The sequence below is a fragment of the Polaribacter marinus genome, from assembly GCF_022662535.1.
Classification (GTDB): Bacteria; Bacteroidota; Bacteroidia; order Flavobacteriales; family Flavobacteriaceae; genus Polaribacter; species Polaribacter marinus.
Genome location: NZ_JAKQYM010000003.1, coordinates 303,778 through 328,229, shown reverse-complemented (window position 1 = coordinate 328,229; position 24,452 = coordinate 303,778). Strand labels below are relative to the sequence as shown.

Below are 24,452 nucleotides of genomic sequence, written 5' to 3'. Positions count from 1 at the left end.
GGTATCTTCGTATATAAAATCGAACAAAACAAATTTACGAATTTCTATGGCGTTTCAGATTATCAATTCAATAATTTCTTGGTTTCTAAAGAAACGAAAACATCAAATTGAGTTGTTTTTAAAGTATCCTGTAGATGTTCAAGAAGAATTATTATTACGACTAATTAACACTGCAAAAAAAACTGAATTTGGTAAAAAACACCATTTTTCTTCAATTAAAAATTATACAGAGTTTTCAGAGAAAGTACCCATTCAAAAATACGAAACCTTTGAACCATTAATAGAAAGATGTAGAAAAGGAGAACAAAATTTATTTTGGCCAACACCCATTAAGTGGTTTGCAAAAAGTAGCGGAACCACTAATGCAAAAAGTAAGTTTATTCCAGTAAGTGATGAAGCTTTAGAATATTGTCATTTAAAAGCAGGGAAAGACATGTTGTGTTTGTACATTAATAATAATGAAGACACACAACTTTTTACAGGGAAAGGGTTGCGCTTAGGAGGTAGTTCTGATGTATATAAAGACAATAATTCTTACTTTGGAGATCTCTCTGCAATTATTATAGAAAACATGCCTTTTTGGGCCGATTTTAGCTCTGCTCCAACTCAAGAAGTTGCTTTAATGTCGGAATGGGAAACCAAAATGGAAGCTATTATTGATGAAACTATTAACGAAAATATTACCAGTTTGGTTGGTGTTCCTTCTTGGATGCTGGTTTTGTTAAATAGAATTTTAGAAAAAACAGGGAAAGACAATATTTTAGAAGTTTGGCCTAACTTAGAAGTATATTTTCATGGAGGAGTAAACTTTAATCCTTACAGAGAACAGTATAAAAAACTAATTCCAAAAGCCGATTTTAAATATTACGAAACCTACAATGCTTCTGAAGGTTTTTTTGCAATTCAAGATAGAAACGGTTCTAAAGAATTATTACTAATGTTAGATTACGGAATTTTCTATGAGTTTATTCCAATGGATACTTATGACGGCGAAAACTCAAAAGCAATTCCACTTTCTAAAGTAAAAAAAGATATCAATTACGCTATTTTAATTACTACAAATGGTGGTTTGTGGCGTTATTTAATTGGTGATACAATTAAGTTTACATCTACAAATCCATACAGAATTAAAATTACAGGTCGCACAAAACATCATATCAATGTTTTTGGAGAAGAATTGATTATTGAAAATGCAGAAGAAGCATTAAAACTTGCTTGCGAAAAAACCAATGCAAATATTAAAGAATATACCGTAGGTCCTATTTTTATGAATGAAAAGAAAAATGGGGGTCATGAATGGATTATTGAGTTTGAAAAAGCTCCTAGAAGTATGGATTATTTTACCGAAATTTTAGACAACGCTTTAAAATCCATAAATTCAGATTATGAAGCCAAACGCTATCAAAATATGACTTTAGCTTTACCCAAAATTCACAAAGCAAGACCAGGTTTATTTTACGATTGGTTAAAGAAAAAGAAAAAATTAGGTGGTCAACACAAAGTACCACGCTTATCTAATTCTAGAGATTTTGTAGAAGAATTATTAAACTTCTAAACTTCTTGTAAAATATTTTTTATTCTTCTTGTTAAGGCACGATTTTTGATAAATAAACTTAAAATTTATCAACTCCAAAAAACCTATAATGATTAAAAAAATAGCATTTATTTTCTTACTCTTTTTACTTAGTTTTTCATCTAAAGCACAAATTACAACAGTAATTAATAAAGAAACCAAAGAACATTTAGATCAAGTAACTATTTTTAACAAATCAACCAACAACTACGTTACCACAAACGGAAAAGGACAAGCAGATATTAGTGCCTTTAAAAATGCTACATTATTAGAAATACGATTTCTAGGTTTTAAAACTCAATTTAAAAGTTATCACGATTTAGAAAAAAATAATTTTCTAATACAATTAACCTCTACAGTATTAAAAACTGACGAAATTGTAATTTCTGCTTCTAAATGGAAACAAAAAACTTCTGATTTAGCCACCAAAGTTTCTATAATTTCACCAAAGGATGTAGAATTAATAAACACACAAACAGCAGCAGATCTTCTTACCGTTTCTGGGAAAGTTTTTATACAGAAAAGTCAACAAGGTGGAGGAAGTCCTATGATTAGAGGTTTTGCTACCAACCGATTATTATATACCATTGACGGTGTTAGAATGAATAACGCCATTTTTAGAGCTGGTAATATTCAAAATGTGATTTCTATAGACCCTTTTTCTATAGAAGAAACAGAAATAATTTTTGGCCCAGGATCTGTAATTTATGGTAGTGATGCAATTGGTGCTGTTATGAGTTTTAAAACTTTAACACCTAATTTTTCCTTAGATGACGAAACCTTCATTACCGGAAATGCTTTTACTAGATTTTCATCTGCAAATGAAGAAAAAACTTATCATGCTGATTTTAATTTAGGATTTAAAAAATGGGCATTTATTACAAGTATCAGCTACAATGATTATGGTGATTTAAGAATGGGAAGTAACGGACCTGATGAGTATTTAAGAAACGTTTATGTAGAAAGACAAAACAATCAAGATGTTGTTATTACTAATAAAAATCCTAAAATTCAAAATCCTTCTGGGTATACGCAAACCAATTTAATGCAAAAGGTTCGATTTAAACCCAATAATAACTGGAACTTTGAATATGGTTTTCATTTTTCTGAAACCTCTAGCTACTCTAGATACGACAGACATTTAAGAACTAAAAATGGAAATCCACGTTATGGTGAATGGGATTACGGACCCCAAAAATGGTTGATGAATAATTTTGAAATCAATAAAAAAGGAAATACCTCTTTTTATGATGATGTAACTCTTAGAGTAACTTATCAAAAATTTGAAGAAAGCAGAATTAGTAGAGACTTTAATGATAATTTAAGGGAAACAAGAATAGAAAAAGTAGATGCCTATTCTACAAATTTAGATTTCACCAAATCTTTAAACTCAAAAAGCAAATTATTTTATGGGGCAGAATATGTTTTTAATGATGTAAATTCAACAGGAATTAACACTAATATTGACACAAATGTCTCTGAAAAAGGAGCTAGTAGATACCCAGATTCTAATTGGTCTTCACTAGGTTTTTATGTTTCAAATCAATATGATTTTTCTAAAAAATGGATTTTACAATCAGGTTTACGTTATAATTTTTATAGTTTAAACGCCACTTTTGACACTACTTTTTATCCCTTTCCTTTTACCGAAGCAGCTATAAAAGACGGAGCCTTAACAGGTAGCCTTGGTTTGGTTTTTAAGCCTAGAAAAGATTGGTACTTAAGTGCCAATTTCTCAACAGCATTTCGTTCTCCTAACGTAGATGATGTGGGTAAGGTTTTTGACTCAGAACCAGGTTCTGTAGTTGTTCCTAACCCTGATTTAAAAGCAGAATATGCTTATAATACAGACGTTTCTATTGCTAAAACTTTTGGCGACTTTTTAAAACTAGAAGTAACTGGTTTTTACACAAACCTTAAAGATGCTTTAGTTAGAAGAGATTATACTTTAAACGGATTAACTGAAATTGTATACGATGGAGAATTGAGTAATATACAAGCAATACAAAACGCAGCAAATGCAAATGTGTATGGTTTGCAAACAAGTTTTGAAATGGATCTTGGAGAAGGTTTAGGGCTATCATCAGACTTCAATTATCAAAAGGGAGAAGAAGAATTAGATAATGGAGATAAAAGTCCTTCTAGACATGCCGCTCCTTGGTTTGGGACAACTCGTTTATCTTACAATACTAATAAACTAAAAACACAACTCTACCTAAACTACAGTGGCTCTGTTGCTTTTGAAGATCTTCCGGACAGCGAAAAATCTAAAGATTATATATATGCTGTCGATGAAAATGGAAATCCATATTCACCTTCATGGTTGACTTTAAACATAAAAACTTCTTATCGATTTACAGATAATTTATTAATATCAACAGGATTAGAAAACTTAACCGATAAACGTTATTTACCTTATAGTTCTGGAATTGTTGCCCCAGGTAGAAATTTTGTGATTTCTCTAAAGGCAACTATTTAAGACAGCTTTCGCAATACGTATTGTTTAAATAGATATTATCTAATAATTGAAAAGTAACTCCTTCATTTAATGATGAATTAAATAATTTACAAAACCTCTTGGTGCTCATGTTAATTGCATTTAACATTATTGTTCTATAATTATCCGAGGCAACGTTAAATTTATTTGTAATTGTTAAATTTAAATAATAGAACAATAAATCTTCATCAACAGTTATTGTTCTAACTTTTTCATCTAATAAATCAGTAGCATCATCTATGTTAGAATAGTATGTTAAAAACTGCGCTAAGCTTAAATAATCATAATTAGAAAGATTAAAATTTTCGTAGGTATCTATTATAAATTCAACAGAATTATCTTTTTCATCATACTTTCTTGCTTTCATATTTTTTTCTGCTTTTACAATATGAAAATTTACCAGCATTCTATCAATTAGTTCTTGTTGAATGCCATATTTTTTAAGCTCTAATATTTCTTTTTCAAATGCTGATTCTTTTATTTGTTCCCAATTATACCTCCAAATAATAAATTTTACCACCACCAAATTGTACTTAATTCTTTTATTATTTGGATCAAGTTTCTCAAGTTTCTTTAATTCATCAAAAGCTATTTTTGAGTAACTTACATTTAACAAATAATAAAAAATACTATTTTTATTTAAAATTGGAATAAATTTGATTTGATTTGGCACCTTTAATTCTCTTAACTTGTTAGGAGATTTCTCTAATTTTAGTTTTTCGAAAATAGAATTTTGAACAACTAAAGCCTCTTCTAAATTATCCTCCTTTATTAAGTTCTTAAACTTAGAAATTAAAGTACTTGTTGTCATTTCTTTATATTTATCTTTCTTTTCTAAATCTAAAATTACAACTGCTTTTCTGTGGTATTTTAAATAGACTTCTAACTCATTAGAAACCGAACCTACAACTTGTTTCTTTATTTCCTGCTTGCTTAATTTTTTCAAATGTTTAAACTTACTTTTAGAAACATCATTTAAAAACTCTACCCAGTTTTCCGAAGAATAAACCTCTGTAATGATATCTGGCTTTTGAAAAGATTGTAACGATTTAGCAATACTATTTGCGCGCTGTTTTTGTAATTCTATGTTTCTTTCTAAACTTCCTTCGATAGACGAATATGCATTGATTTTAATCTTCTTGATATTAAAATCTGTCAATTTTAAAGAATCGTATAATGGTTTTATATCTTTAGGTAAATATTCTGATTTGTTTTTTTGAAAAGGGATGACAAACTTCATCCTTTTGTATTTGGTAATAAACTTATCTTTCGTATTCGTAATTTTCTTAGACTTATAGCTAAGTGAATCTAAATAAATCCCCATATCAAGTAAATCCCAAGGATAAGTTTCTAAATTATAAGTTTTTTGATACCTACAAAGAACTCTGTTATTCAAAAATAACAAGTTAAACTCTAACTCTTGATTTTTTAATTTTTCTGGAACTGTACCTACAAAAACCCTAAATCTATTTCCCTTACTTGGTTGAAACCCCCTTACCAATTGCTTAGCATAAATAGGTTTTAATAGCGTACCCCGAATTTGAGTTTCCTCTATACTTTCGCCACATTTATACCTAGATTTTGAAACAACATCAACTGCAATTCCATCTCCAGATTTTTTAAATAGCTTGAGTGCCCAAGCTTTATCTGTAACTTCTAAGTAAAGCTTATTTCCTTCTCTAGCAATAGAAAAGCGCACCTCTTTTGGCAATTTTTCGAAATAATTATTAAAATAAGTACATCTGTTGTCATGAATTGAGTTTTGAGAAAAAACAATATCAAAAGTACTTTGTGCTTGTAGAGATAAAAGAGGAAAAAATAAAATGACAATTAAGAAATAGTATTTTTTCATAGCATTTTGATTCATCAGGATTCATTAATCTCTCAAAAATACTAAAAAAAATATGTTTAGAAATCTAAATTTTACGCTCTACAACGTAATTTATCATTTGCAAAAGAGAGTTTTTGTAGGCTGATTTTGGATAGTTTTCTAAAATAGCAATTGCTTTCGTTTTGTAGTCATTCATTTTAATAGTTGTATACTCTATACCTCCATTTTGTTTTACAAAAGCAATAACTTCTTTAACGCGTTTTTTGTCTTTATTATGTTTTTTTATAGAGTTGATTAACCAAGCCTTTTCTTTTGAAGAACAATTATTTAAAGTATAAATTAAAGGCAGAGTCATTTTTTGTTCTTTAATATCAATACCTGTTGGTTTTCCAATTTTTTCATCAGAATAATCGAATAAATCATCTTTGATTTGAAAAGCAATACCAATATATTCTCCAAATTTTCTCATTTGCTGAATTGTTTCTTGGTTAGCTCCAACAGAAGCTGCTCCAATTCCGCAACAAGCAGCAATTAAAGTTGCTGTTTTCTGACGAATGATATCAAAATAAACATCTTCTGTAATATCTAATTTTCTAGCTTTTTCTATTTGAAGTAATTCACCTTCACTCATTTCGCGAACCGCAATTGAGATTAATTTTAGCAAATCAAAATCCTCATTATCTATTGATAAAAGCAATCCTTTAGACAATAAAAAATCGCCCACTAAAACTGCAATCTTATTCTTCCAAAGTGCATTTACAGAGAAAAAACCTCTTCTTCGATTACTTTCATCTACCACATCATCATGCACTAAAGTTGCAGTATGAATTAACTCTACTACAGAAGCTCCCCTATAAGTTCTTTCATCAAAACCTCCGTCAGAAACCATTTTTGCCACCAAAAAAACAAACATTGGTCGCATTTGTTTTCCTTTTCTACGAACAATATAATAAGTAATTCTGTTTAATAAAGGGACTTTAGAAAGCATAGAATCTTTGAATTTTTTTTCAAAGAGTTCCATTTCTGTTAAAATGGGAAGTTTTATTTGCTCTACTAAGTTCATTTATGCTGAAGTTGTTTCAGAAGCTGAAAGTCAAAAATACAAAATAAATTAAGATTTATTAGCCAATTGTCCACAAGCTGCATCAATATCTTTCCCCCTACTTCTTCTTACGTTTACAGTAATATCATGCATTTCTAGATTAGAAATATAATTGTTTATTGTAGATGGATTAGCTTGTTGAAATTCACCATCATCAATAGGGTTGTATTCTATTAAATTTACTTTACAAGGTACCGCCTTACAAAAGTCTACTAAGGCTTTTATATCTTCTTTTCTATCGTTAATTCCTCCCCAAACAATGTACTCATAAGTAATTGCTCGTTTTGTTTTTTCGTACCAATACTCTAAAGATTCGCGTAAATCTTTTAAAGGAAAGTTGGTGTTAAAAGGCATTATTGAAGTTCTAACCTCATCTATTGCAGAGTGTAAAGAAACCGCTAAGTTAAATTTCACTTCTTCATCTGCCATCATCTTTATCATTTTAGGTACACCAGAAGTAGAAACTGTAATTCTTTTTGACGACATCCCTAAGCCTTCTGGAGAGGTAATCATCTCTATAGATTTCATTACATTTTTATAGTTCATCAAAGGCTCTCCCATTCCCATAAAAACAATGTTTGTTAATTTATGATTATGATACAATCTACTTTGTTTGTCTATAACAACCACTTGATCGTAAATTTCATCAGGATTTAGATTTCGCATTCTTTTTAAACGTGCAGTTGCACAAAATTTGCAATCTAAACTACAACCAACTTGACTAGAAACACAGGCTGTTGTTCTTTTTTCTGTAGGAATTAAAACCGATTCAACAATTAAACCATCATGTAGTTTAATTCCGTTTTTTATGGTTCCATCATTACTTTTTTGCATAGAATCTACTTTGATATGATTAATAACAAAGTTTGCCTCTAACATTTCTCTGGTTTCTTTAGAAATGTTTGTCATGTCTTCAAAAGTATGTAAAGATTTGCTCCAAAGCCATTCATACACTTGATTTCCTCGAAAAGCTTTATCGCCATTTTCTACAAAAAAATCGCGTAATTGTTCTTTAGTTAAAGCTCTTATGTCTTTCTTTTTTGGTTTCATCTGTTTGCAAAAATACAAAACCTCACAAGAAACTTGCGAGGTTTTAAGTTTTCAATAAAAAATTGAATTATATAATTAACATTGCATCTCCGTAAGTAGAGAATTTATATCCTTCTTTAATAGCTTCTTTATAAGCTTCCATTACAAAGTCATATCCTCCAAATGCAGCTGCCTGCATCATTAATGTAGATTTTGGTGGGTGTAAATTTGTAATCATACAATTTGCAATACTAAATTCATAAGGAGGAAAAATAAATTTATTGGTCCATCCTTCAAAAGCATTTAATTCTTGTTTAGAAGAAACAGCAGATTCTACAGTTCTCATTACTGTGGTACCTACTGCACAAATTCTTCTTTTTTCTATTTTTGCTTTGTTAATTTTATCTGCGGTTGCTGCTGGTATTACAATTTGTTCTGAATCCATCTTATGTTTAGATAAGTCTTCAACCTCTACAGGGCTAAATGTACCTAAACCAACATGTAAAGTCATTTCTGCAAAATCTACTCCTTTAATTTCTAAACGTTTCATTAAGTGTTTAGAAAAATGCAAACCTGCTGTTGGTGCAGCTACTGCTCCTTCTTCTTTTGCAAAAATTGTTTGATAACGTTCTTCATCTGAAGCTTCTACTTCTCTATTAATAGATTTTGGCAATGGTGTTTCACCTAATTCTAATAATTTTGCTCTAAATTCTTCGTAAGAACCATCAAATAAGAAACGTAAAGTTCTTCCTCTAGATGTTGTGTTGTCTATAACCTCAGCTACTAAACTATCATCTTCTCCAAAAAACAATTTGTTACCAATTCTTATTTTTCTTGCAGGATCTACTAAAACATCCCACAATCTATTTTCTGCATTTAGTTCTCTTAATAAAAAAACTTCAATTCTTGCCCCTGTTTTTTCTTTGTTCCCAAACATTCTAGCAGGAAAAACCTTTGTATTGTTTAACATCATAACATCACCTTCTTCAAAGTAATCTATAACATCTTTAAACAATTTATGCTCTATAGTTTGTTCTTTTCTGTTTAATACCATCAAACGAGATTCATCTCTATGTTCTGCAGGATAAGTTGCTAACAATTCTTCTGGCAATTCAAATTCAAAGTGTGATAATTTCATATGTATATATCTTCTAAAAGCGGCAAAGATACGATATCGAAATAGGCGTTGTCAAGTGTTTAACTGTTTAATTTACAGTTCTTCAATTTTAATTCCTAATTGCTTCATGTCTTCCCAAAATTTTTGATACGACTTTGTAACCACTTCTGCATTTAAAATTTTAATAGGAACCCTTAAACACAAAGGCGCAAATGCCATTGCCATTCTATGGTCATTATAGGTTTTTATAGAAATATTAGGGTTTATTTTTACGGATTTCTCTAAGTGTAAACTTTTATCTGTCACAGAAATAGTTGCCCCTAAATTAGTCAATTCTTCTTTTAAGGCTTCTAATCTATCTGTTTCTTTAATCTTTAAGGTATGCAAACCTGTTAAGTTACACGCCACCTTTTCTGCAAAACAAGTTACAGCAATAGTTTGCGCTATATCAGGAGCATTTTTTAAATCGATTTCTAATGTTTCTCTCTTTGTTTGACGTACCTTTTTTAAGGTGACAAAATCTTGACCAAAACTAGTTTTTACTCCAAAATGTTGATAGATTTCTGCCAAACAAGAATCTCCTTGTAAACTTTCATTTTTATAGGCAGACAATTTAATTTCTGAGTCAATATCAGCCAAAGCAATTATTGAATAAAAATAACTAGCAGAAGACCAATCAGATTCTACAACTATTGTTTGTTTTTTAATCGTTTTCTTAGGATAAACTTTAATAATATTCTCTTTAAAACTTGTTTCAATCTTTAATTGATTTAACAAACTCAAGGTCATATTTATGTATGGAATAGAAGTAATTTTTCCGATTAATTCTAATTCTAATCCATTTTCTAATTTGGATGCAACTAACAATAAAGAAGAAATATATTGACTACTAACATTTCCATTAATTTGTACTTTATCCTTTACAATTTTTGTTCCTTTAATTCTAATTGGCGGATATCCTACTTTGGCTTCATAAGAAATAATTGCTCCTAAATCTTTTAAAGCATTTACCAAAATTTCTATGGGCCTGTTTTGCATTCTTTCAGATCCCGTAAGCACAACTTCTCTTCCTTCTTTTACAGCAAAATAAGAAGTTAAAAAACGCATTGCTGTACCAGCATGACCAATATTTATGACTTCATCTTTTGTAGAAAGTGCATGTTGCATGTGTACAGAATCATCAGAATCAGATAAATTTTCAATAGAAATTTCTGAAAATAAATTTTGTAAAATTAGTAATCGATTAGATTCACTTTTAGAACCAGATATGGTAATTTTTTCGTTTATTTTTTTATTTGATAAACCTTGTAATAATATATCCATTCTAAAATTGATTTTATTTTTTTAAATTTCTAATGACAACTAGTTAACCTAAAAAAATAACTTTTCTAACTATTTGCATATTTACATCTGTAAATGTCAAAGTTAATACACAAAAAAATGCTACCAAAGTTTCTCGCTAATATTTTAACCTTAAAAGAAGGAAAAAAACGAAAGTAATGAATGATTTTTAAGAAACTATTTCATGTTTTTATTGGTAACGTACAAACCATACACAAAACTTATAACCACTTTAATTCCAAAAAAACTCATCCACTTTCCTTCTTCAAAATTTACTTTAGAAACCGTTGCAAAATCACCTGCAAAAATTTCTCTCCAACTATTCATAAATAGAGAAATTAGGGTAACAATTATAAAAAAAGGAAGTGCAATTTTTAAAAAGTTAGGCCAAAATTCTGGCTTCTGTATTTTAGTTAATAAACTCATTATTTTAGTTTTTGATTATTATGATGACGATCATGATCTCGTTTTGTCTTGATATCTAATTTTTTTTCAAAAGCATCTTGCAAATTAATACCTGTTTGGTTTGCCAAACATAAAACCACAAACATAACATCGGCTAACTCTTCGCCTAAGTCTTTGTTCTTATCCGATTCTTTTTCGCTTTGCTCTCCATAACGTCTTGCAATAATACGTGCAACTTCTCCAACTTCTTCCGTTAGTTGTGCCATATTGGTGAGCTCATTAAAATAACGAACTCCGTGATTTTTAATCCAATCATCAACTTGTTTTTGTGCGTTTTCTATATTCATTTTTTATTCTTTTTAAGATTGAAAAAAATTAAAGGTACAAAGATAAAGGTTCTGAAGTTATTCAGTTTACTTCATTAACTTAGAAATGATAATAAATTAAAACAATAGAAGATCGCTTAAAAAGCGATCTTCTATTACATTCAATAAATATACTCTTAGTTAAAGCGCCGATTTAATTACTTTAAAAGCTTCTTTTGCTTTAGATCTTTTTGCTATTGTTAATGCTGTTAAATTTCCTTTATCCGATTTCACTTTTAATTTTGCACCGTTGTCTATTAAAAGTTTAGCTATTTTTGCTTGGTTATGCCTTGCTGCAAACATTAAAGGTGTTAAACCATTCGATTTTTTATTTACATTTTCCCCTGCTTCAATTAAAGATTTTACCGCTTCATAGTTTCCCATTTGAATCAGCTTACAAAAAGAACTTACATTAAAAGAGGAAGCAGTAATTGCTGTGTTATTTTCTTTGATTGGATTTTTTAAAGAATTAGCAGTTACAGTTGTAATCGCAAATAAACATGCGAACATTGGTAGAATTAATTTTTTCATGATTGTAAATTTTTAATTTATATAAATTGTTTGTTATATTTAATAGACCTTCATTAAATTTAAATGTTTCATTAACAACCCATTATTAACAAGTGTTTAACAAAATATCTTAAAAGGTTAATAAAATCATAATTAAAAACAGTTTTACGCTATCGGTTTCGTAAAATTATAAATAGAAGACAAAAATCTTTCTTATTTTTACTGAATAAAACAGAACAATGAGCAAGAAAGTTATCTTAATGATTTTAGATGGATGGGGAATTACACAAGACCCAAAAGTATCTGCTATATACAAAGCAAAAACACCATATATAAATTCTTTATATGATAAATATCCGCATGCACAATTAAGGACTGATGGAGAATATGTTGGCTTACCAGAAGGGCAAATGGGTAATTCTGAGGTTGGTCACATGAATTTAGGTGCAGGTAGAATTGTATATCAAAATTTAGCACGCATTAACAAAGCAGTAAAAGAAAAAACTTTAGGAAAAGAAAAAGCTTTAATAGATACTTTAAATTATGCCAAAGAAAACAACAAAGACGTTCACTTACTTGGCTTAGTTTCTAATGGTGGAATTCACTCTCATATCAATCATTTAAAAGGAATTTTAGATGTTGCTAAAGAAAATAATGTTCAAAATGTTTTCTTACATGCTTTTACAGATGGACGTGATTGCGACCCAAAATCTGGTGCTTATTTCATAAATGACATACAAGAATACATGCAACAAAGTACCGGAGAATTAGCCTCTGTTACCGGACGTTATTATGCCATGGATAGAGACAATCGTTGGGAGCGTATTAAAGAAGCCTACGATGGAATGGTAAATGGAATTGGAACAAAAACGACAGATCCAGTTGCAAGCATTAAGTCAAATTACGAAGCGGGTTTAACTGATGAATTTCACAAATCGATTATTGTAACCAATAAAGATGGATCACCTAAATCAAAAATTAAAGAAGGTGATGTTGTTTTATTTTTCAACTATAGAACAGACAGGGGAAGAGAATTAACAAATGCTTTAACTCAAAATGATTTTCCTGAATTTGGAATGAAAAAATTAGACTTATACTTTACAACCATTACTTTATATGATGAACGTTTTAAAGGAATACATGTAATTTACAATACCGCTAATATTAAAAATACTTTAGGAGAAGTTTTATCTGATGCAGGTAAAAAACAAATTAGAATTGCGGAAACAGAAAAGTATCCACACGTAACCTTTTTCTTTTCGGGTGGACAAGAGGCTCCTTTTAAGGGTGAAACTAGAATATTGAAAAACTCACCAAAAGTTGCCACATACGATTTAAAACCAGAGATGAGTGCAAACGAATTAGCAGAAGCTCTTTGTATAGAATTGAAAAAACAAGAAGCAGATTTTGTTTGTTTAAATTTTGCAAATGGAGACATGGTTGGGCATACCGGAATTATGGAAGCTGCCATAAAAGCTTGCGAAACTGTAGATAAATGTGCCAAAGAAGTAATAGAAACAGGTTTAGCAAATGGATATTCTACTTTATTAATTGCAGATCATGGTAATTGTGAAACAATGATGAATCCTGACGGAAGTCCTCATACTTCACACACAACAAATCCAGTACCTTTTATTTTAATTGACAAAGAAATCAAATCAATAAAAAATGGTATCTTGGGCGATATTGCTCCGACAATACTAGACTTAATGCAAGTTAAGCAACCTAAAGAAATGACACAAAAATCACTTTTATAATACAAAAACAAATAAAATGAAAAAATTAGTTTTAATAGCAATCTTAGGAGTCTTAACATCTTGTAATGCACAGCAAAAAGTAACTGCGACAAAAAACAAATCAGGAGATTTAGTTGGTATTGCAAACAAAGAATCGTTCTCTGATGATGCCTATAAAGGTTGGTTTAATAGAAATTACGAAAGCTACAAAACAGATCAAGCTACAATTAACTCTCTAAAAAAAGCACTTAAAGGATATAAAATAAAAGGTTTTATGGGTACTTGGTGTGGAGATAGTAAAAGAGAAACACCTCGCTTTTTCAAAGTTTTAGAAGAAGCTGGTTTTGATCTAAAAAATGTAGAATTAGTTACTGTAAATAGAAGTAAAAAAACTCCAGACAACTTACAAGAAGGCTTAGACATTAAAAGGGTTCCAACATTTATTTTTTACAAAAAAGGTAAAGAAGTTGGACGTTATGTAGAATATGCTCGTGAAAGTATAGAAAAAGACATCTTAAAAATTGTTTCAGGAAAAACATATAAACATTCTTACGACAAATAATTAATGCTCCCTAAAAACGCTTTCATTATTGCTGTAGATTTTGATGGAACCATTGTAGAAGATGCTTATCCGAGTATTGGAAAACCAATGCTATTTGCTTTTGATACATTAAAAAATCTACAATCTCAAGGGCATCGTTTAATTTTATGGACCTATAGAACAGGCTCTAAACTAGAGGAAGCTGTTGCTTTTTGCAAAAAAAATGGAATTGATTTTTATGCTGTAAACAAAAGTTTTCCAGAAGAAATCTTTAACGAAAAATATAGTAGAAAGATTCATGCAGACTTTTTTATTGACGATAGAAACATTGGTGGTTTTTTAGGTTGGACAAAAATTCACAAGCTAATCCTTAATTACGAACCAGAAATAAAAAAGAGGAAAGGATTTTTCTTTTTTTTCAAATAGCAATAACTAAGGGTTAATTCTATAAAATATAGTAACTTTGCACTTTAATTTTTTTTATAATGATTAAGGTAAAAACCAAAGAAGAAATAGAAATTATGCGCGAAAGTGCGTTAGTAGTTTCTAAAACATTAGGTATGCTTGCAAAAGAAGTAAAACCTGGTGTTACCACACTATTTTTAGACAAATTAGCAGAAGAATTTATTAGAGAGCAAAATGCAATTCCTGGTTTTTTAGGTTTGTACGATTTCCCTAATACACTTTGCATGAGCCCAAACTCACAAGTTGTTCACGGAATTCCAAATAAAAAACCACTTATAGAAGGAGATATTATTTCTATAGATTGTGGTGCTATAAAAAATGGCTTTTATGGTGATCATGCATATACATTTGCTGTTGGTGAAATTGATGCAGAAATTCAAAAATTATTAGACGTTACTAAAGAAAGTTTGTATGTTGGTATTAGAGAACTGAAAGTAGGAAACCGTGTTGGTGATGTTGGTTTTGCGATACAAAATTTTACAGAAAATCACGGATATGGTGTTGTAAGAGAACTAGTAGGTCATGGATTAGGACGCGAAATGCACGAAGACCCAGAAATGCCTAACTATGGAAGAAGAGGAAGAGGAAAGAAATTTGTAGAAGGAATGGTTGTTGCCATAGAACCTATGACAAACTTAGGAACTCATAAAATAAAACAACATTCGGACGGTTGGACAATTACAACCTTAGACAACAAACCTTCTGCTCATTTTGAGCATGATGTAGCTATTGTAAATGGTAAACCAGAACTTCTATCTACGTTTAAATACATTTATGACGCTTTCGGCATTGAAAGTAATGAAGAAGATGAGTTTAGAGCAAATAGTTAAAAAAATTTATAAATACTTTTAATTATTATTACAATAATTTGGAAGTCTTTTTAAATTAAACACCATAAATACGCCAAAGAATCAACAATCTTTGGCATATTTATCTAATAGAAGATTTAAATAATTACAACCGTTGTCTATATTCAAATCCATTTTAAATACAGTCCCAAGACCTTGGTTAATAAAGGTTAGTTATTGGGTACGCCCCATAATAGCACTGACTTTAAAAGGTGATAAATTTACAGATCCTATAGATGGAAAATCTTTTCGAAAATTTTTACCTTATGGTTATGGAAAACAACGTGAAAATGCACTTTCACCTTCAACCTTATCTTTAGAAAGACATCGATTAATGTGGTTATTCCTAAGAGATGAAACTACCTTTTTTACCTCAAAAAAAACATTAAAAACCTTACACATTGCTCCAGAACAATGTTTTTTAGACATTTTTAGAAAGCAAAAAAATTTAGAGTATATAACCTCCGATTTAGAATCTCCAATTGCCGATGTAAAAGCCGATATTTGTGATTTACCTTTTGATGAAAACTCTTTTGACATTGTTTTTTGCAATCATGTTTTAGAACATATTACAAATGACACAAAAGCAATGCAAGAACTATATCGTGTTTTAAAACCAGGAGGAATGGGGATTTTTCAAATCCCTCAAGATATATCAAGAGAAAAAACATTTGAAGACGATTCGATTACCGATGAAAAAGAACGCGCTAAAATTTTTGGACAATACGATCATGTTAGGGTTTATGGTCTTGATTATTTTGACAAACTAAGATCTATAGGTTTTAAGGTTGATGAGATAGATTACACAAAAAAAATCGCTCCAGAAGAATTAGAGCGATTTTGTTTAATGAAAGGAGAAATTCTCCCTGTTTGTTATAAAGAGTAATGATTATTCATTATGTCTCCTTAAAAACGCTTCTATAGTTTCTAATTCTTTATCTTCAAGAATAATTACATTATTTCTTTTAATTTGATATCTACCAGCAGCTATTTTAACAATTTTAGAATCTCCTTCATAGTCTTCATATTCATCTTTTAGATCATTAACTTTTGCTCCTTTATTATCAATCCAAATAGTTTCTCCATTCTTAATTAATTCTAACTTATTATTATCAAAAGAACCAATATATTCATAACCTAAACTTGTAGGTAATAGTTTGCCATTCGCAGAAAATAAAAATGAATGTACTTTGTAACTTTTATTGAAATATAAAGGATGGATTCCTCCTCCTAAATCACCTCCAAACTTATACCATTCTTTATTAATCTTAACCTCTCCTTCTTTATTATATCTATCAATTATATCATTTTTTTTCAATGTTTTTAACAACTCTTTTTGGTTAAAGATTCTTATTCTTTTCTTCAAATTTAAATCGTAAACCAAAGGTTCATAAGCATTGTTTGGGTAAGCAACCAATATCCCATTTTTTCTAGGCAGCATTATTTTACCATAATGAGTTGCTTTCGAGTTAAATCTTGAAACTTTTGGAAATGAATAACCCGTTTTATTATTTGTATTTAAGCAATATATTTTAGTTGGGTTTTCTTTTTTGTCTTTTAATAAGATAAAACCTTCATAACTTATGGCGTCTTTGTAATTAGAAGCTGCAATAATTATTTTACCTCTTTCATCTATGACTCCAAAACTGTTATTTTTTGTATAGAGTGCAAGATTGTTTTTATTAAACTTATAAATACTATCTACCTTAAGAGAAAGTTCTTCTGATTTGTTGTTCCAAACAGTTCTTAAAGAATCAATTTTTTGATATTCTTTTATTTCTTTAATTCGTATGGCTGCCTTCCTTTTTTCTTCAGCAATTTTAGCTTCTAATTCTTCATTTATATTTACAAAAAGCTCTAACATTTGAGTATATTCATCGGTTTCTCTATCTTCTACCAATACAAAATATTGTTTTGCGTAATTTTGAGCTTCTTCAAAAAAGTCTAACTTATAATGAATTTCGGCGCCTAACTTAGCAACATTAGAAGAAGAAATACTATCTGTATATTTCATTGCCTTTTTATAATATTCAAAAGATCTTTCTAACTCTAGATTATTTAAGCTATGTTGAGATCTTTTAATATAAACCCCTGCTATTTCATTATTAGATTGCGCATTAACAATAGAAAACATTAAAAAACATAAAAATGTTAACACTCTTTTTTTCATAGTTATTTTTGTTTTAAAGTTACAAATAAAGTTATTAATTAGAAGTATAGGTCGTATATTCTTGTAATGTACCGTCTTTTAAAGAATACAATAAAATTACCTCTAAGTCTTTATTCTTTTTTAAAAATGCTTTCGTTTGCTCTAATCCCATAGCCATAAAAGCAGTTGCATAAGCATCTACATTAGCACAATCTTTCTTGGCGATTACAGAAGCACTTAAAAGATTGCTTTCTGTTGCAAAACCCGTTTTAGGATTTAAAATGTGTACATACTTATTTCCCTTATCATCTACTCTGTATTTTCTGTAATTTCCAGAAGTAGCCATTGATTTATTAGAAAGATTCAATTTTCTAAATCCATTTCCAGTATCTGCTTTTAGAGGATTTACCAATTGTATTATCCATGGTTGTTGGTTGGCTTTTACTCCTTTTGCCCTAATTTCTCCACCAATTTCTATTAAATAATTATTTATGTTCTTAGATTCTAGGAAACGAGCTACAACATCTATTCCAAAACCTTTCGCAATAGAATTAAAATCTAAATACATTTCTGGTTGCGCTTTTTTAATTTTTCCATTGATTAAAGAAACCTTATCAAAACCAACAAATTGCATCAACTCTTTTACCTCTTTAGCCGATAAATTTTTTTTTTCTTTTTTAGGCCCAAAACCATAAGCATTTACCAAACCACCTACTGTTGGGTCAAAAAATCCATTTGTATTTTTATAAATCTCTTTAGATTTCAAAAAAACTTCTGCAAAAAGAGCATCAACTACAACAGTGGTATCTCCTTTATTAATTCTAGAAATATCTGAAGTGGGTATATAGGTAGAAAGCGATTTGTTAACTAAATAAAACAAACTATCTAAAGCTTTTTGATGATTTTCTGAATCCATGTAGGCAATCTTATAAGAGGTACCAAACACATACCCTTTTAGAACTGTTTCTTTTTTTGAACAAGAGCCAAAAACAATTAAAAGAGTAAAAAAGAGACTTAGGTTTTTGAGTTTCATCGAATTGTTAAATTTTAAACAAAAATAGTGCATAAAATTTTCACAAAAAATTGATAATCGTGTTATTTATCTTAGCTTTTTGTTAAATTTGTCTACTCAATTTAATTTTAAAATGATGAAAAAAATAACAATCCTTTTATTAACTGTGTTTATCGTTAGTTCTTGTGTGTCTAAAAAAGAATATTTAGCATTAGAAACTAAAAATCAACAAACAGAAAAAGAATTACTTGCAACAAAAACGAGTTTACAAAAATGTTTGATTGAAAGTGAAAAAGAAGACTCAAAAGTTTTTGCTTTAACAGAACAAGTTAAATCTTTAAAAGAAGACAAAAAAACAGCTTTAAAACAAGTAGAAAACTTAACCGTTTTAACGCAATCTTCTTCAGATAATATTAAAAACGTAATTTCTCAATTAAGTGAAAAAGATAAATATATTAATGGAGTAAGAAAAGCAATGACTCAAAAAGATTCATTAAACCTTGCCATTAAATATCACTTAACCAAGAATTTAACAAACGGAATTCAAGATGAAGATATTGAAGTAAACGTTGAAAAAACAGTTGTATTTATTTCTATCTCTGACAAGTTATTATTTAAAAGCGCTAGTTATAACGTAACAGAAAAAGCGCTTCCTATTTTAGAAAAAATTGCAAAAGTAATTAACGACCAACCAGAAATGGAAGTTATGATTGAAGGGCATACAGATTCTAAAACTATTAAGACTAAATTCTTACAAGACAACTGGGATTTATCTGCAATGAGAGCTACTTCTATTACAAGAATCTTACAATACAAATTTGGTGTAAAACCAGAAAGATTAATTGCTGCAGGAAGAAGTCAATATGTACCATTAGCACCTAATGATACTGATGCAAACAGAGCAAAAAACAGAAGAACTAAAATTATCATTATGCCTAAATTAAATCAATTCTTTGATTTATTAGAGCAAGATGCAACTAAATAGTCTCTTCATCTTTAAATAAAAAATAAAACCCAACTCTAAAGAGTTGGGTTTTATTTTTTATTTGAATCTATATAGAAAGTGATGTGAAATTGAATACTTGAAGTTCGGCTGTAAAAACGAACTATCTAATTATTTTTATAAAATCATCAAATGCCACATAGTAAGGCTGATCTTTAAAAACAGGACTTTCTACACTTTCTGCATTGGCTATCCCTACTCCTGCAAACCAAACTTTAGCATTTTGTTTTTTAGCATGTTCTTTAAAGGTTTCCATCCAAAGCACATCATATTCGATTGGGTTCTGTATATTATTTGTTGCTTTTACCAATACAAAAATAGTAGGTTCTCCTTTTTTAAATAAGACAAACTGAGGATGTCTTTTTAATTGACTATTAATTGCTTGAAATTCATAGCCCATTTCCTCTAACTTTTCACCAACAATGTTCATTGCCAAATTATGCAATTCTTGTACTGTTAAAATCTGCATTACTTTTTCTTATTACGTTTGTTGTAGTTTTTATCTCCTCTAGTTTTTGGCTTCTTATACTTTTTAGCAATTTCTCTTCTATAAGAACCTCCTTGATTGGTTTTACTATTCTTCTCGCTCTTTTCGTGAAACGCAGGACCCGGAACATATTCTAAACCTGTTCTGTTTTTAGAAATCCCTTGATCTTCTCTAGGTCGTTCATCTTCTGTGAGTAATTCAGAAATCTCTATTTCTTCTGGAATTTCTAGAACCGGAATCTCATAATCCATCAATGCTTCTATCTTCTCTTTTCCTTCTTGCTCTTTTTCTGTTGAAAATAAAATGGTTTTTCCTGCTTTTTCTGCACGTCCTGTTCTACCAATTCTGTGCATATAACTTTCTGGAAAATCCGGTGTATCAAAATTAATAACATGAGAAACTTCATCAAAATCTAAACCACGTGCCATTACATCTGTAGCTACCAAAATTCGATTGTTTCCTTCATCAAATTGTCTTATAGATCGTATTCTATAGTTCTGAGTTTTATTTGAATGGATAACGCAAGTTTCACTTCCAAAGACTTCTTCTAAGTGCTTAAAAAGCATGTCAGCTGTTCTTTTAAAAGACACAAATATTAAAACCTTATTAAAGGCTTCTTTATCTCTTAATAAATGATTTAATAAATTTACTTTTGTAAAGAAGTTAGGAACATTATAAGAAACTTGTTCTATATTGTCTAACGGAGTTCCACTAACTGCAACAGAAATTTTCTCTGGATATTTAAAGAAGTCGTAAATTAAATCATTAACATCTTCTGTCATTGTTGCAGAAAACAATATGTTTTGTCTTCTTTCAGGAATTACATCAAAAATATTCATCAACTGAAAGCGGAAACCTAAATCTAACATTACATCTACCTCATCAATTACTAATTTCTGAATAGATTTTAACTTAAGAGCATTACTTAACGCTAAATCATACAAACGTCCTGGAGTAGCAACAATAATATCTTGCCCTTGCAAAATAGCTTGCTTTTGTGTGTTGATATTGGCACCACCGTAGACACCTAAAACACGAACATTTATATATTTTGCTAATTTTTCTATTTCATCTACCACTTGTAAAACTAATTCTCGAGTGGGCACTAAAACTAAAATTCTTGGATGCTGTTGTTTAGAGTATTTTAAATCGCGTAAAATTGGCATCATATACGCAAAAGTTTTTCCTGTTCCTGTTTGCGCAATCCCTACTACATCTTTACCTGATCTAACTACAGAAAATGCTTGAGCTTGTATTGGCGTTGGTGTTTCAAAACCCAAGTCATCAATAGCATATTGTAATTGATTAGATAAACCTAATTCTTCAAAAGTCATTCTACTAATTTTTTTTGCAAAGGTACGTTTTATAAAATGCTGATACAATATCACTTTGCTAAAAAAAAGCAAACTAAAATACCATCTATATAAAAAAACAAACCGTCTATACATTTTCTAATCCAGAAAATTATTATCAGTATTATCTTTAAATCTAAAAAGGAACTATCATGAAAAAAAAAAACTACTTTATGTTATATTCGTCTTATTTATTGGGAATATAAACTCTCAAGATTGGGGAGAACAAATTTTAAACCAACCCAATACTGGTGCAGGTTATAGCTTCGGATTTAGCACTGATATAGATGGAAACTATGCTGTTATTGGTGCACTTGGTGAAAATGAAAGAACAGGTTCTGCACATATTTATAAAAAAGATGAGAATGGCACATGGAACTATCATCAAAAAATTGAAGCCTTTGTAGGTAAACAAATTGATGATTTTTTTGGATATACAGTTGCTATACAAGGAGATTACATCTTTATAGGTTCTGTTGGAGACCGATTAAATGAAGCTGATTTTGAAGGAATAGCTGGCTCTGTTTTGATTTATAAAAAAGATGCAAATGATGTATGGAATGGAGTTCAAAGATTGAGAGCATCAGATATCAGAATTGGAGATCGTTTTGGATCTGATGTTGCAGTTGATGGAGATTTTCTAGTTGTTGGCGCTAGATATCAAGATTATGATGAAAATAATACAAATCAAGTAAATAGTGCTGGAGCCGCATATGTTTATAAAAAAGGAGCTGATGATATTTGGACAGAAACACAAAAAATAGTACCATCTCATAGAGGCTATGGCGATGATATTGGAAAATCTGTTAGTATTCATGGAGATTATATTACTTTGGCAAGTAAAAGTGATACAGATGCTGCTAATGTAAATACTATTAACGGAAACGGATCTGTTTTTGTTTTTAAAAAAGATGCAGATGATTTTTGGGCGGAAGTACAAAAATTAAAACCTGGTAATGGAGTTCAATACTCAGAATTTGGATATGGGGATGTTAGTATTTCTGAAGATTATATTGCGGTTGGCGCAAAAAACTTAGATCTCTATGACGATAACTGGTATTACGGTCATGTCTATCTTTTTAAAAAAGATGGAGATGGAGTTTGGAATGAATCTCAAATAATAAGAACTCCCTATCCTGCATCTAATTTTGGCTCTGGAGTTTCTTTAGACAATAACCTATTATTAGTTTCTGCACCCAACTCTAGCGTTGAAAATAATGGATCAAATATTTCAAATGTTGGATTATCTTATTTGTTTCTAAAAAATGCAAATGACGAATGGGTTTTAGCAGAAACCATACAAGCTTCACAAGTTGTCGCTAACAGTTATATTGGTGGTGGTCAATATGATGCCACAGAAAGCACTTATGCCGTTGCTGTTGATAATAATCATTTTATTTTAGGAGCACAACCCACAACAAGAATTGTTGATAATACAACATATTATAATGCTGGGACTGCTTATATTTCTGGTAATGTAGAAGACTTGGGGCTATTAGATGTTTTAGATGTAGAGGACAACTTATTAGGTTCTGTAAAACTATATCCGAACCCAATAAAAAATAAACTAAATATTCATTTAACTAAAACCTACACAAATATTAAAGTTTATATATCTAATATTTTAGGTAAAACTTTTTTAGAAAAAGAATTTAAAAATTTGAATAATATTAAAATTGATTTTAATTTCCCTAAAGGGATTTATCTTACTAAAATAACTTTAGAAAACAAATCTGCAGAAGTTGTGAAATTGATTAAAAATTAAAGAAAAAGACTACCGATAAATCATTAGTTTTGTTGATAAAATCGATTTAAAATAATGATTACAGATACGCATACACATTTATATTCTAGTCAATTTAATGACGATAGAGCAGAAATGATACAACGAGCTAAAAACGCGGGTGTTTCACGCTTTTTTATTCCAGCAATAGATGCTTCATATACAGAAAGAATGCTTCGTTTAGAAAAAGAATATCCAAATGATATTTTTTTAATGATGGGCTTACATCCAACTTCTGTAAAAGAAAATTACTTAGAAGAATTAACCCATGTAAAAAAATGGATTGATCAAAGAGATTTTTATGCTATTGGAGAAATTGGTATGGATTTGTATTGGGACAAAACTTTTTTCAAAGAACAACAAGAGGCTTTTAAAACTCAAATACAGTGGGCAAAAGAGAAAAAAATGCCCATTAACATTCATTGTAGAGATGCTTTTGATGAAGTTTTTGAAGTCTTAGAGTCTGAAAAAAGTGATGATTTAAGAGGTATATTTCATTGCTTTACAGGAACTTTAGAACAAGCAAAACAAGCGATTTCTTACAATATGAAATTAGGAATTGGTGGTGTTGCTACTTTTAAAAATGGTAAGATTGATAAATTTCTCAATGAAATTGATTTACAACATATTGTTTTAGAAACTGATGCTCCTTATTTAGCACCAACACCATATAGAGGAAAAAGAAACGAAAGCGCTTATATTACTAAGGTTGTCGATAAATTAGTAGATATTTATGGGCTTTCTTTTGATGAAATTGCTGCAATTACAACACAAAATTCTAAAGATATTTTTGGGATTTAATTTATGAAGTTAGTCACTACATATTACAAAACACCTATTGGAAGCGCAAAAATTGTTGGTGATAAAAACGGAATTCAATCGGTTTCTGTTTTAAATGAAGATATAGAAACATCTGAAGAAATACCTAGTTGTCTACAAGAATGTGTTACACAATTAGAAGCTTATTTTTCTGGAAAAAGAAATAATTTTAACTTAAAATTAAATCCTCAGGGAACAGATTTTCAAAAGAAGGTTTGGGAAGAATTATTAAACATTCCTTTTAATAAAACAAGAACTTATTTAGAACAAAGCAAAGCTTTAGGAGATGTAAAAGCTATAAGAGCAGTTGCCTCTGCAAATGGTAAAAATCCAATTTGGATTATCATTCCTTGTCATAGAGTTATCGGTTCGGATGGGTCTTTAACAGGTTATGCAGGTGGTATTTGGCGAAAAAAATGGTTGCTTGCACACGAAAACCCTGTAAAACAACAATCTCTTTTTTAATTTTTAAAAGTAAAAGCATAAA

The 24,452-nt window shown here is 29.7% G+C and carries 23 protein-coding genes and 1 pseudogene; 12 read left to right on the top strand and 12 right to left on the bottom strand.

Features of this window, described 5'->3' with window-relative positions; genetic code table 11:
* Nucleotides 1-46 precede the first annotated feature (46 nt).
* Together MC378_RS06520 and MC378_RS06515 are read left to right on the top strand one after the other, a co-directional pair.
* Nucleotides 47-1,555: a GH3 auxin-responsive promoter family protein gene (locus MC378_RS06520; RefSeq protein ID WP_242177942.1), complete on the top strand. Its 1,509-nt coding sequence runs from the start codon at nucleotides 47-49 to the stop codon at nucleotides 1,553-1,555.
* 88 nt (nucleotides 1,556-1,643) lie between these two features.
* A complete protein-coding gene (locus tag MC378_RS06515; RefSeq protein ID WP_242177941.1) occupies nucleotides 1,644-4,052 on the top strand; it encodes a TonB-dependent receptor in 2,409 nt (802 codons plus the stop codon).
* Here MC378_RS06515 and MC378_RS06510 read toward each other — a convergent pair.
* The 8 genes from MC378_RS06510 to MC378_RS06475 all read right to left on the bottom strand — a co-directional run bounded on the left by MC378_RS06510 (nucleotide 4,045) and on the right by MC378_RS06475 (nucleotide 11,791).
* Nucleotides 4,045-5,922 carry an OmpA family protein gene (locus tag MC378_RS06510; protein WP_242177940.1) on the bottom strand — a complete coding sequence of 626 codons (1,878 nt, stop codon included), beginning with the start codon at nucleotides 5,920-5,922 and terminating at the stop codon, nucleotides 4,045-4,047. The two genes, MC378_RS06515 and MC378_RS06510, sit on opposite strands and share 8 nt — an antisense overlap.
* A gap of 64 nt (nucleotides 5,923-5,986) precedes the next feature.
* Nucleotides 5,987-6,964, bottom strand: a complete 978-nt coding sequence (locus tag MC378_RS06505; RefSeq protein ID WP_242177939.1) for a polyprenyl synthetase family protein — start codon at nucleotides 6,962-6,964, stop codon at nucleotides 5,987-5,989.
* A gap of 48 nt (nucleotides 6,965-7,012) precedes the next feature.
* The gene (gene rlmN / locus MC378_RS06500) at nucleotides 7,013-8,053 is read right to left on the bottom strand and encodes a dual-specificity RNA methyltransferase RlmN (protein ID WP_242177938.1); all 1,041 of its coding nucleotides are present in this window, start codon (nucleotides 8,051-8,053) and stop codon (nucleotides 7,013-7,015) included.
* Between the two features lie 67 nt (nucleotides 8,054-8,120).
* Nucleotides 8,121-9,170 (bottom strand): tRNA preQ1(34) S-adenosylmethionine ribosyltransferase-isomerase QueA, encoded by a 1,050-nt coding sequence (gene queA, locus MC378_RS06495; protein ID WP_242177937.1) that lies wholly within the window; start codon nucleotides 9,168-9,170, stop codon nucleotides 8,121-8,123.
* 72 nt (nucleotides 9,171-9,242) lie between these two features.
* On the bottom strand, nucleotides 9,243-10,472 hold the full coding sequence (locus MC378_RS06490) for a 3-phosphoshikimate 1-carboxyvinyltransferase (RefSeq protein WP_242177936.1): 1,230 nt from the start codon (nucleotides 10,470-10,472) through the stop codon (nucleotides 9,243-9,245).
* A gap of 195 nt (nucleotides 10,473-10,667) precedes the next feature.
* Entirely contained in the window at nucleotides 10,668-10,916 is a 249-nt protein-coding gene (locus MC378_RS06485) for a hypothetical protein (protein WP_242177935.1), read from the bottom strand.
* Nucleotides 10,916-11,242 (bottom strand): nucleotide pyrophosphohydrolase, encoded by a 327-nt coding sequence (locus MC378_RS06480; RefSeq protein ID WP_242177934.1) that lies wholly within the window; start codon nucleotides 11,240-11,242, stop codon nucleotides 10,916-10,918. Before MC378_RS06480 ends, MC378_RS06485 begins: the two co-directional genes overlap by 1 nt.
* A 159-nt stretch (nucleotides 11,243-11,401) precedes the next feature.
* Nucleotides 11,402-11,791, bottom strand: coding sequence for an ankyrin repeat domain-containing protein (locus MC378_RS06475; RefSeq protein WP_242177933.1), 390 nt, complete (start codon nucleotides 11,789-11,791; stop codon nucleotides 11,402-11,404).
* Between the two features lie 218 nt (nucleotides 11,792-12,009).
* On the opposite strand from MC378_RS06475, the gene gpmI reads away from it, so the two are divergent.
* The 5 genes from gpmI (at nucleotide 12,010) to MC378_RS06450 (ending at nucleotide 16,246) form a co-directional block, all read left to right on the top strand.
* A complete protein-coding gene (gene gpmI / locus MC378_RS06470) occupies nucleotides 12,010-13,527 on the top strand; it encodes a 2,3-bisphosphoglycerate-independent phosphoglycerate mutase (RefSeq protein ID WP_242177932.1) in 1,518 nt (505 codons plus the stop codon).
* 16 nt (nucleotides 13,528-13,543) lie between these two features.
* A complete protein-coding gene (locus tag MC378_RS06465) occupies nucleotides 13,544-14,068 on the top strand; it encodes a thioredoxin family protein (protein ID WP_242177931.1) in 525 nt (174 codons plus the stop codon).
* Nucleotides 14,069-14,071: 3 nt separating this feature from the next.
* Complete coding sequence (locus tag MC378_RS06460) at nucleotides 14,072-14,473, top strand: BT0820 family HAD-type phosphatase (protein WP_242177930.1); 402 nt, start codon at nucleotides 14,072-14,074, stop codon at nucleotides 14,471-14,473.
* Between the two features lie 59 nt (nucleotides 14,474-14,532).
* Nucleotides 14,533-15,342 carry a type I methionyl aminopeptidase gene (gene map, locus MC378_RS06455; protein ID WP_242177929.1) on the top strand — a complete coding sequence of 270 codons (810 nt, stop codon included), beginning with the start codon at nucleotides 14,533-14,535 and terminating at the stop codon, nucleotides 15,340-15,342.
* A 133-nt stretch (nucleotides 15,343-15,475) separates the two neighbouring features.
* Entirely contained in the window at nucleotides 15,476-16,246 is a 771-nt protein-coding gene (locus MC378_RS06450; protein WP_242177928.1) for a class I SAM-dependent methyltransferase, read from the top strand.
* 3 nt (nucleotides 16,247-16,249) lie between these two features.
* Here MC378_RS06450 and MC378_RS06445 read toward each other — a convergent pair whose 3' ends face one another.
* Both MC378_RS06445 and MC378_RS06440 read right to left on the bottom strand, forming a co-directional pair.
* Nucleotides 16,250-17,530 (bottom strand): hypothetical protein, encoded by a 1,281-nt coding sequence (locus MC378_RS06445; protein WP_242177927.1) that lies wholly within the window; start codon nucleotides 17,528-17,530, stop codon nucleotides 16,250-16,252.
* Nucleotides 17,531-17,564: 34 nt separating this feature from the next.
* A complete protein-coding gene (locus MC378_RS06440; RefSeq protein ID WP_242177926.1) occupies nucleotides 17,565-18,542 on the bottom strand; it encodes an FAD:protein FMN transferase in 978 nt (325 codons plus the stop codon).
* Nucleotides 18,543-18,654: 112 nt separating this feature from the next.
* Between MC378_RS06440 and MC378_RS06435 the strand changes: the two genes are divergently transcribed.
* The gene (locus MC378_RS06435; protein WP_242177925.1) at nucleotides 18,655-19,506 is read left to right on the top strand and encodes an OmpA family protein; all 852 of its coding nucleotides are present in this window, start codon (nucleotides 18,655-18,657) and stop codon (nucleotides 19,504-19,506) included.
* A gap of 121 nt (nucleotides 19,507-19,627) precedes the next feature.
* Here the strand turns inward: MC378_RS06435 and MC378_RS06430 are convergent, their stop codons facing one another.
* Both MC378_RS06430 and MC378_RS06425 read right to left on the bottom strand, forming a co-directional pair.
* Nucleotides 19,628-19,993: a Na(+)-translocating NADH-quinone reductase subunit F gene (locus MC378_RS06430; protein ID WP_242177924.1), complete on the bottom strand. Its 366-nt coding sequence runs from the start codon at nucleotides 19,991-19,993 to the stop codon at nucleotides 19,628-19,630.
* Nucleotides 19,993-21,345 (bottom strand): DEAD/DEAH box helicase, encoded by a 1,353-nt coding sequence (locus MC378_RS06425; RefSeq protein ID WP_242177923.1) that lies wholly within the window; start codon nucleotides 21,343-21,345, stop codon nucleotides 19,993-19,995. The genes MC378_RS06430 and MC378_RS06425 overlap by 1 nt, the downstream gene beginning before the upstream one ends.
* A gap of 196 nt (nucleotides 21,346-21,541) precedes the next feature.
* Between MC378_RS06425 and MC378_RS15445 the strand changes: the two are divergent.
* The 4 genes and pseudogenes from MC378_RS15445 to MC378_RS06410 all read left to right on the top strand — a co-directional run.
* A pseudogene (locus MC378_RS15445) lies at nucleotides 21,542-21,703 on the top strand (hypothetical protein); the annotation flags it as partial.
* A gap of 186 nt (nucleotides 21,704-21,889) precedes the next feature.
* Nucleotides 21,890-23,128: a T9SS type A sorting domain-containing protein gene (locus MC378_RS06420; RefSeq protein ID WP_242177922.1), complete on the top strand. Its 1,239-nt coding sequence runs from the start codon at nucleotides 21,890-21,892 to the stop codon at nucleotides 23,126-23,128.
* Nucleotides 23,129-23,182: 54 nt separating this feature from the next.
* Nucleotides 23,183-23,947, top strand: coding sequence for a TatD family hydrolase (locus MC378_RS06415; protein ID WP_242177921.1), 765 nt, complete (start codon nucleotides 23,183-23,185; stop codon nucleotides 23,945-23,947).
* Nucleotides 23,948-23,950: 3 nt separating this feature from the next.
* Nucleotides 23,951-24,430 (top strand): methylated-DNA--[protein]-cysteine S-methyltransferase, encoded by a 480-nt coding sequence (locus MC378_RS06410; RefSeq protein WP_242177920.1) that lies wholly within the window; start codon nucleotides 23,951-23,953, stop codon nucleotides 24,428-24,430.
* Nucleotides 24,431-24,452: the final 22 nt, after the last annotated feature.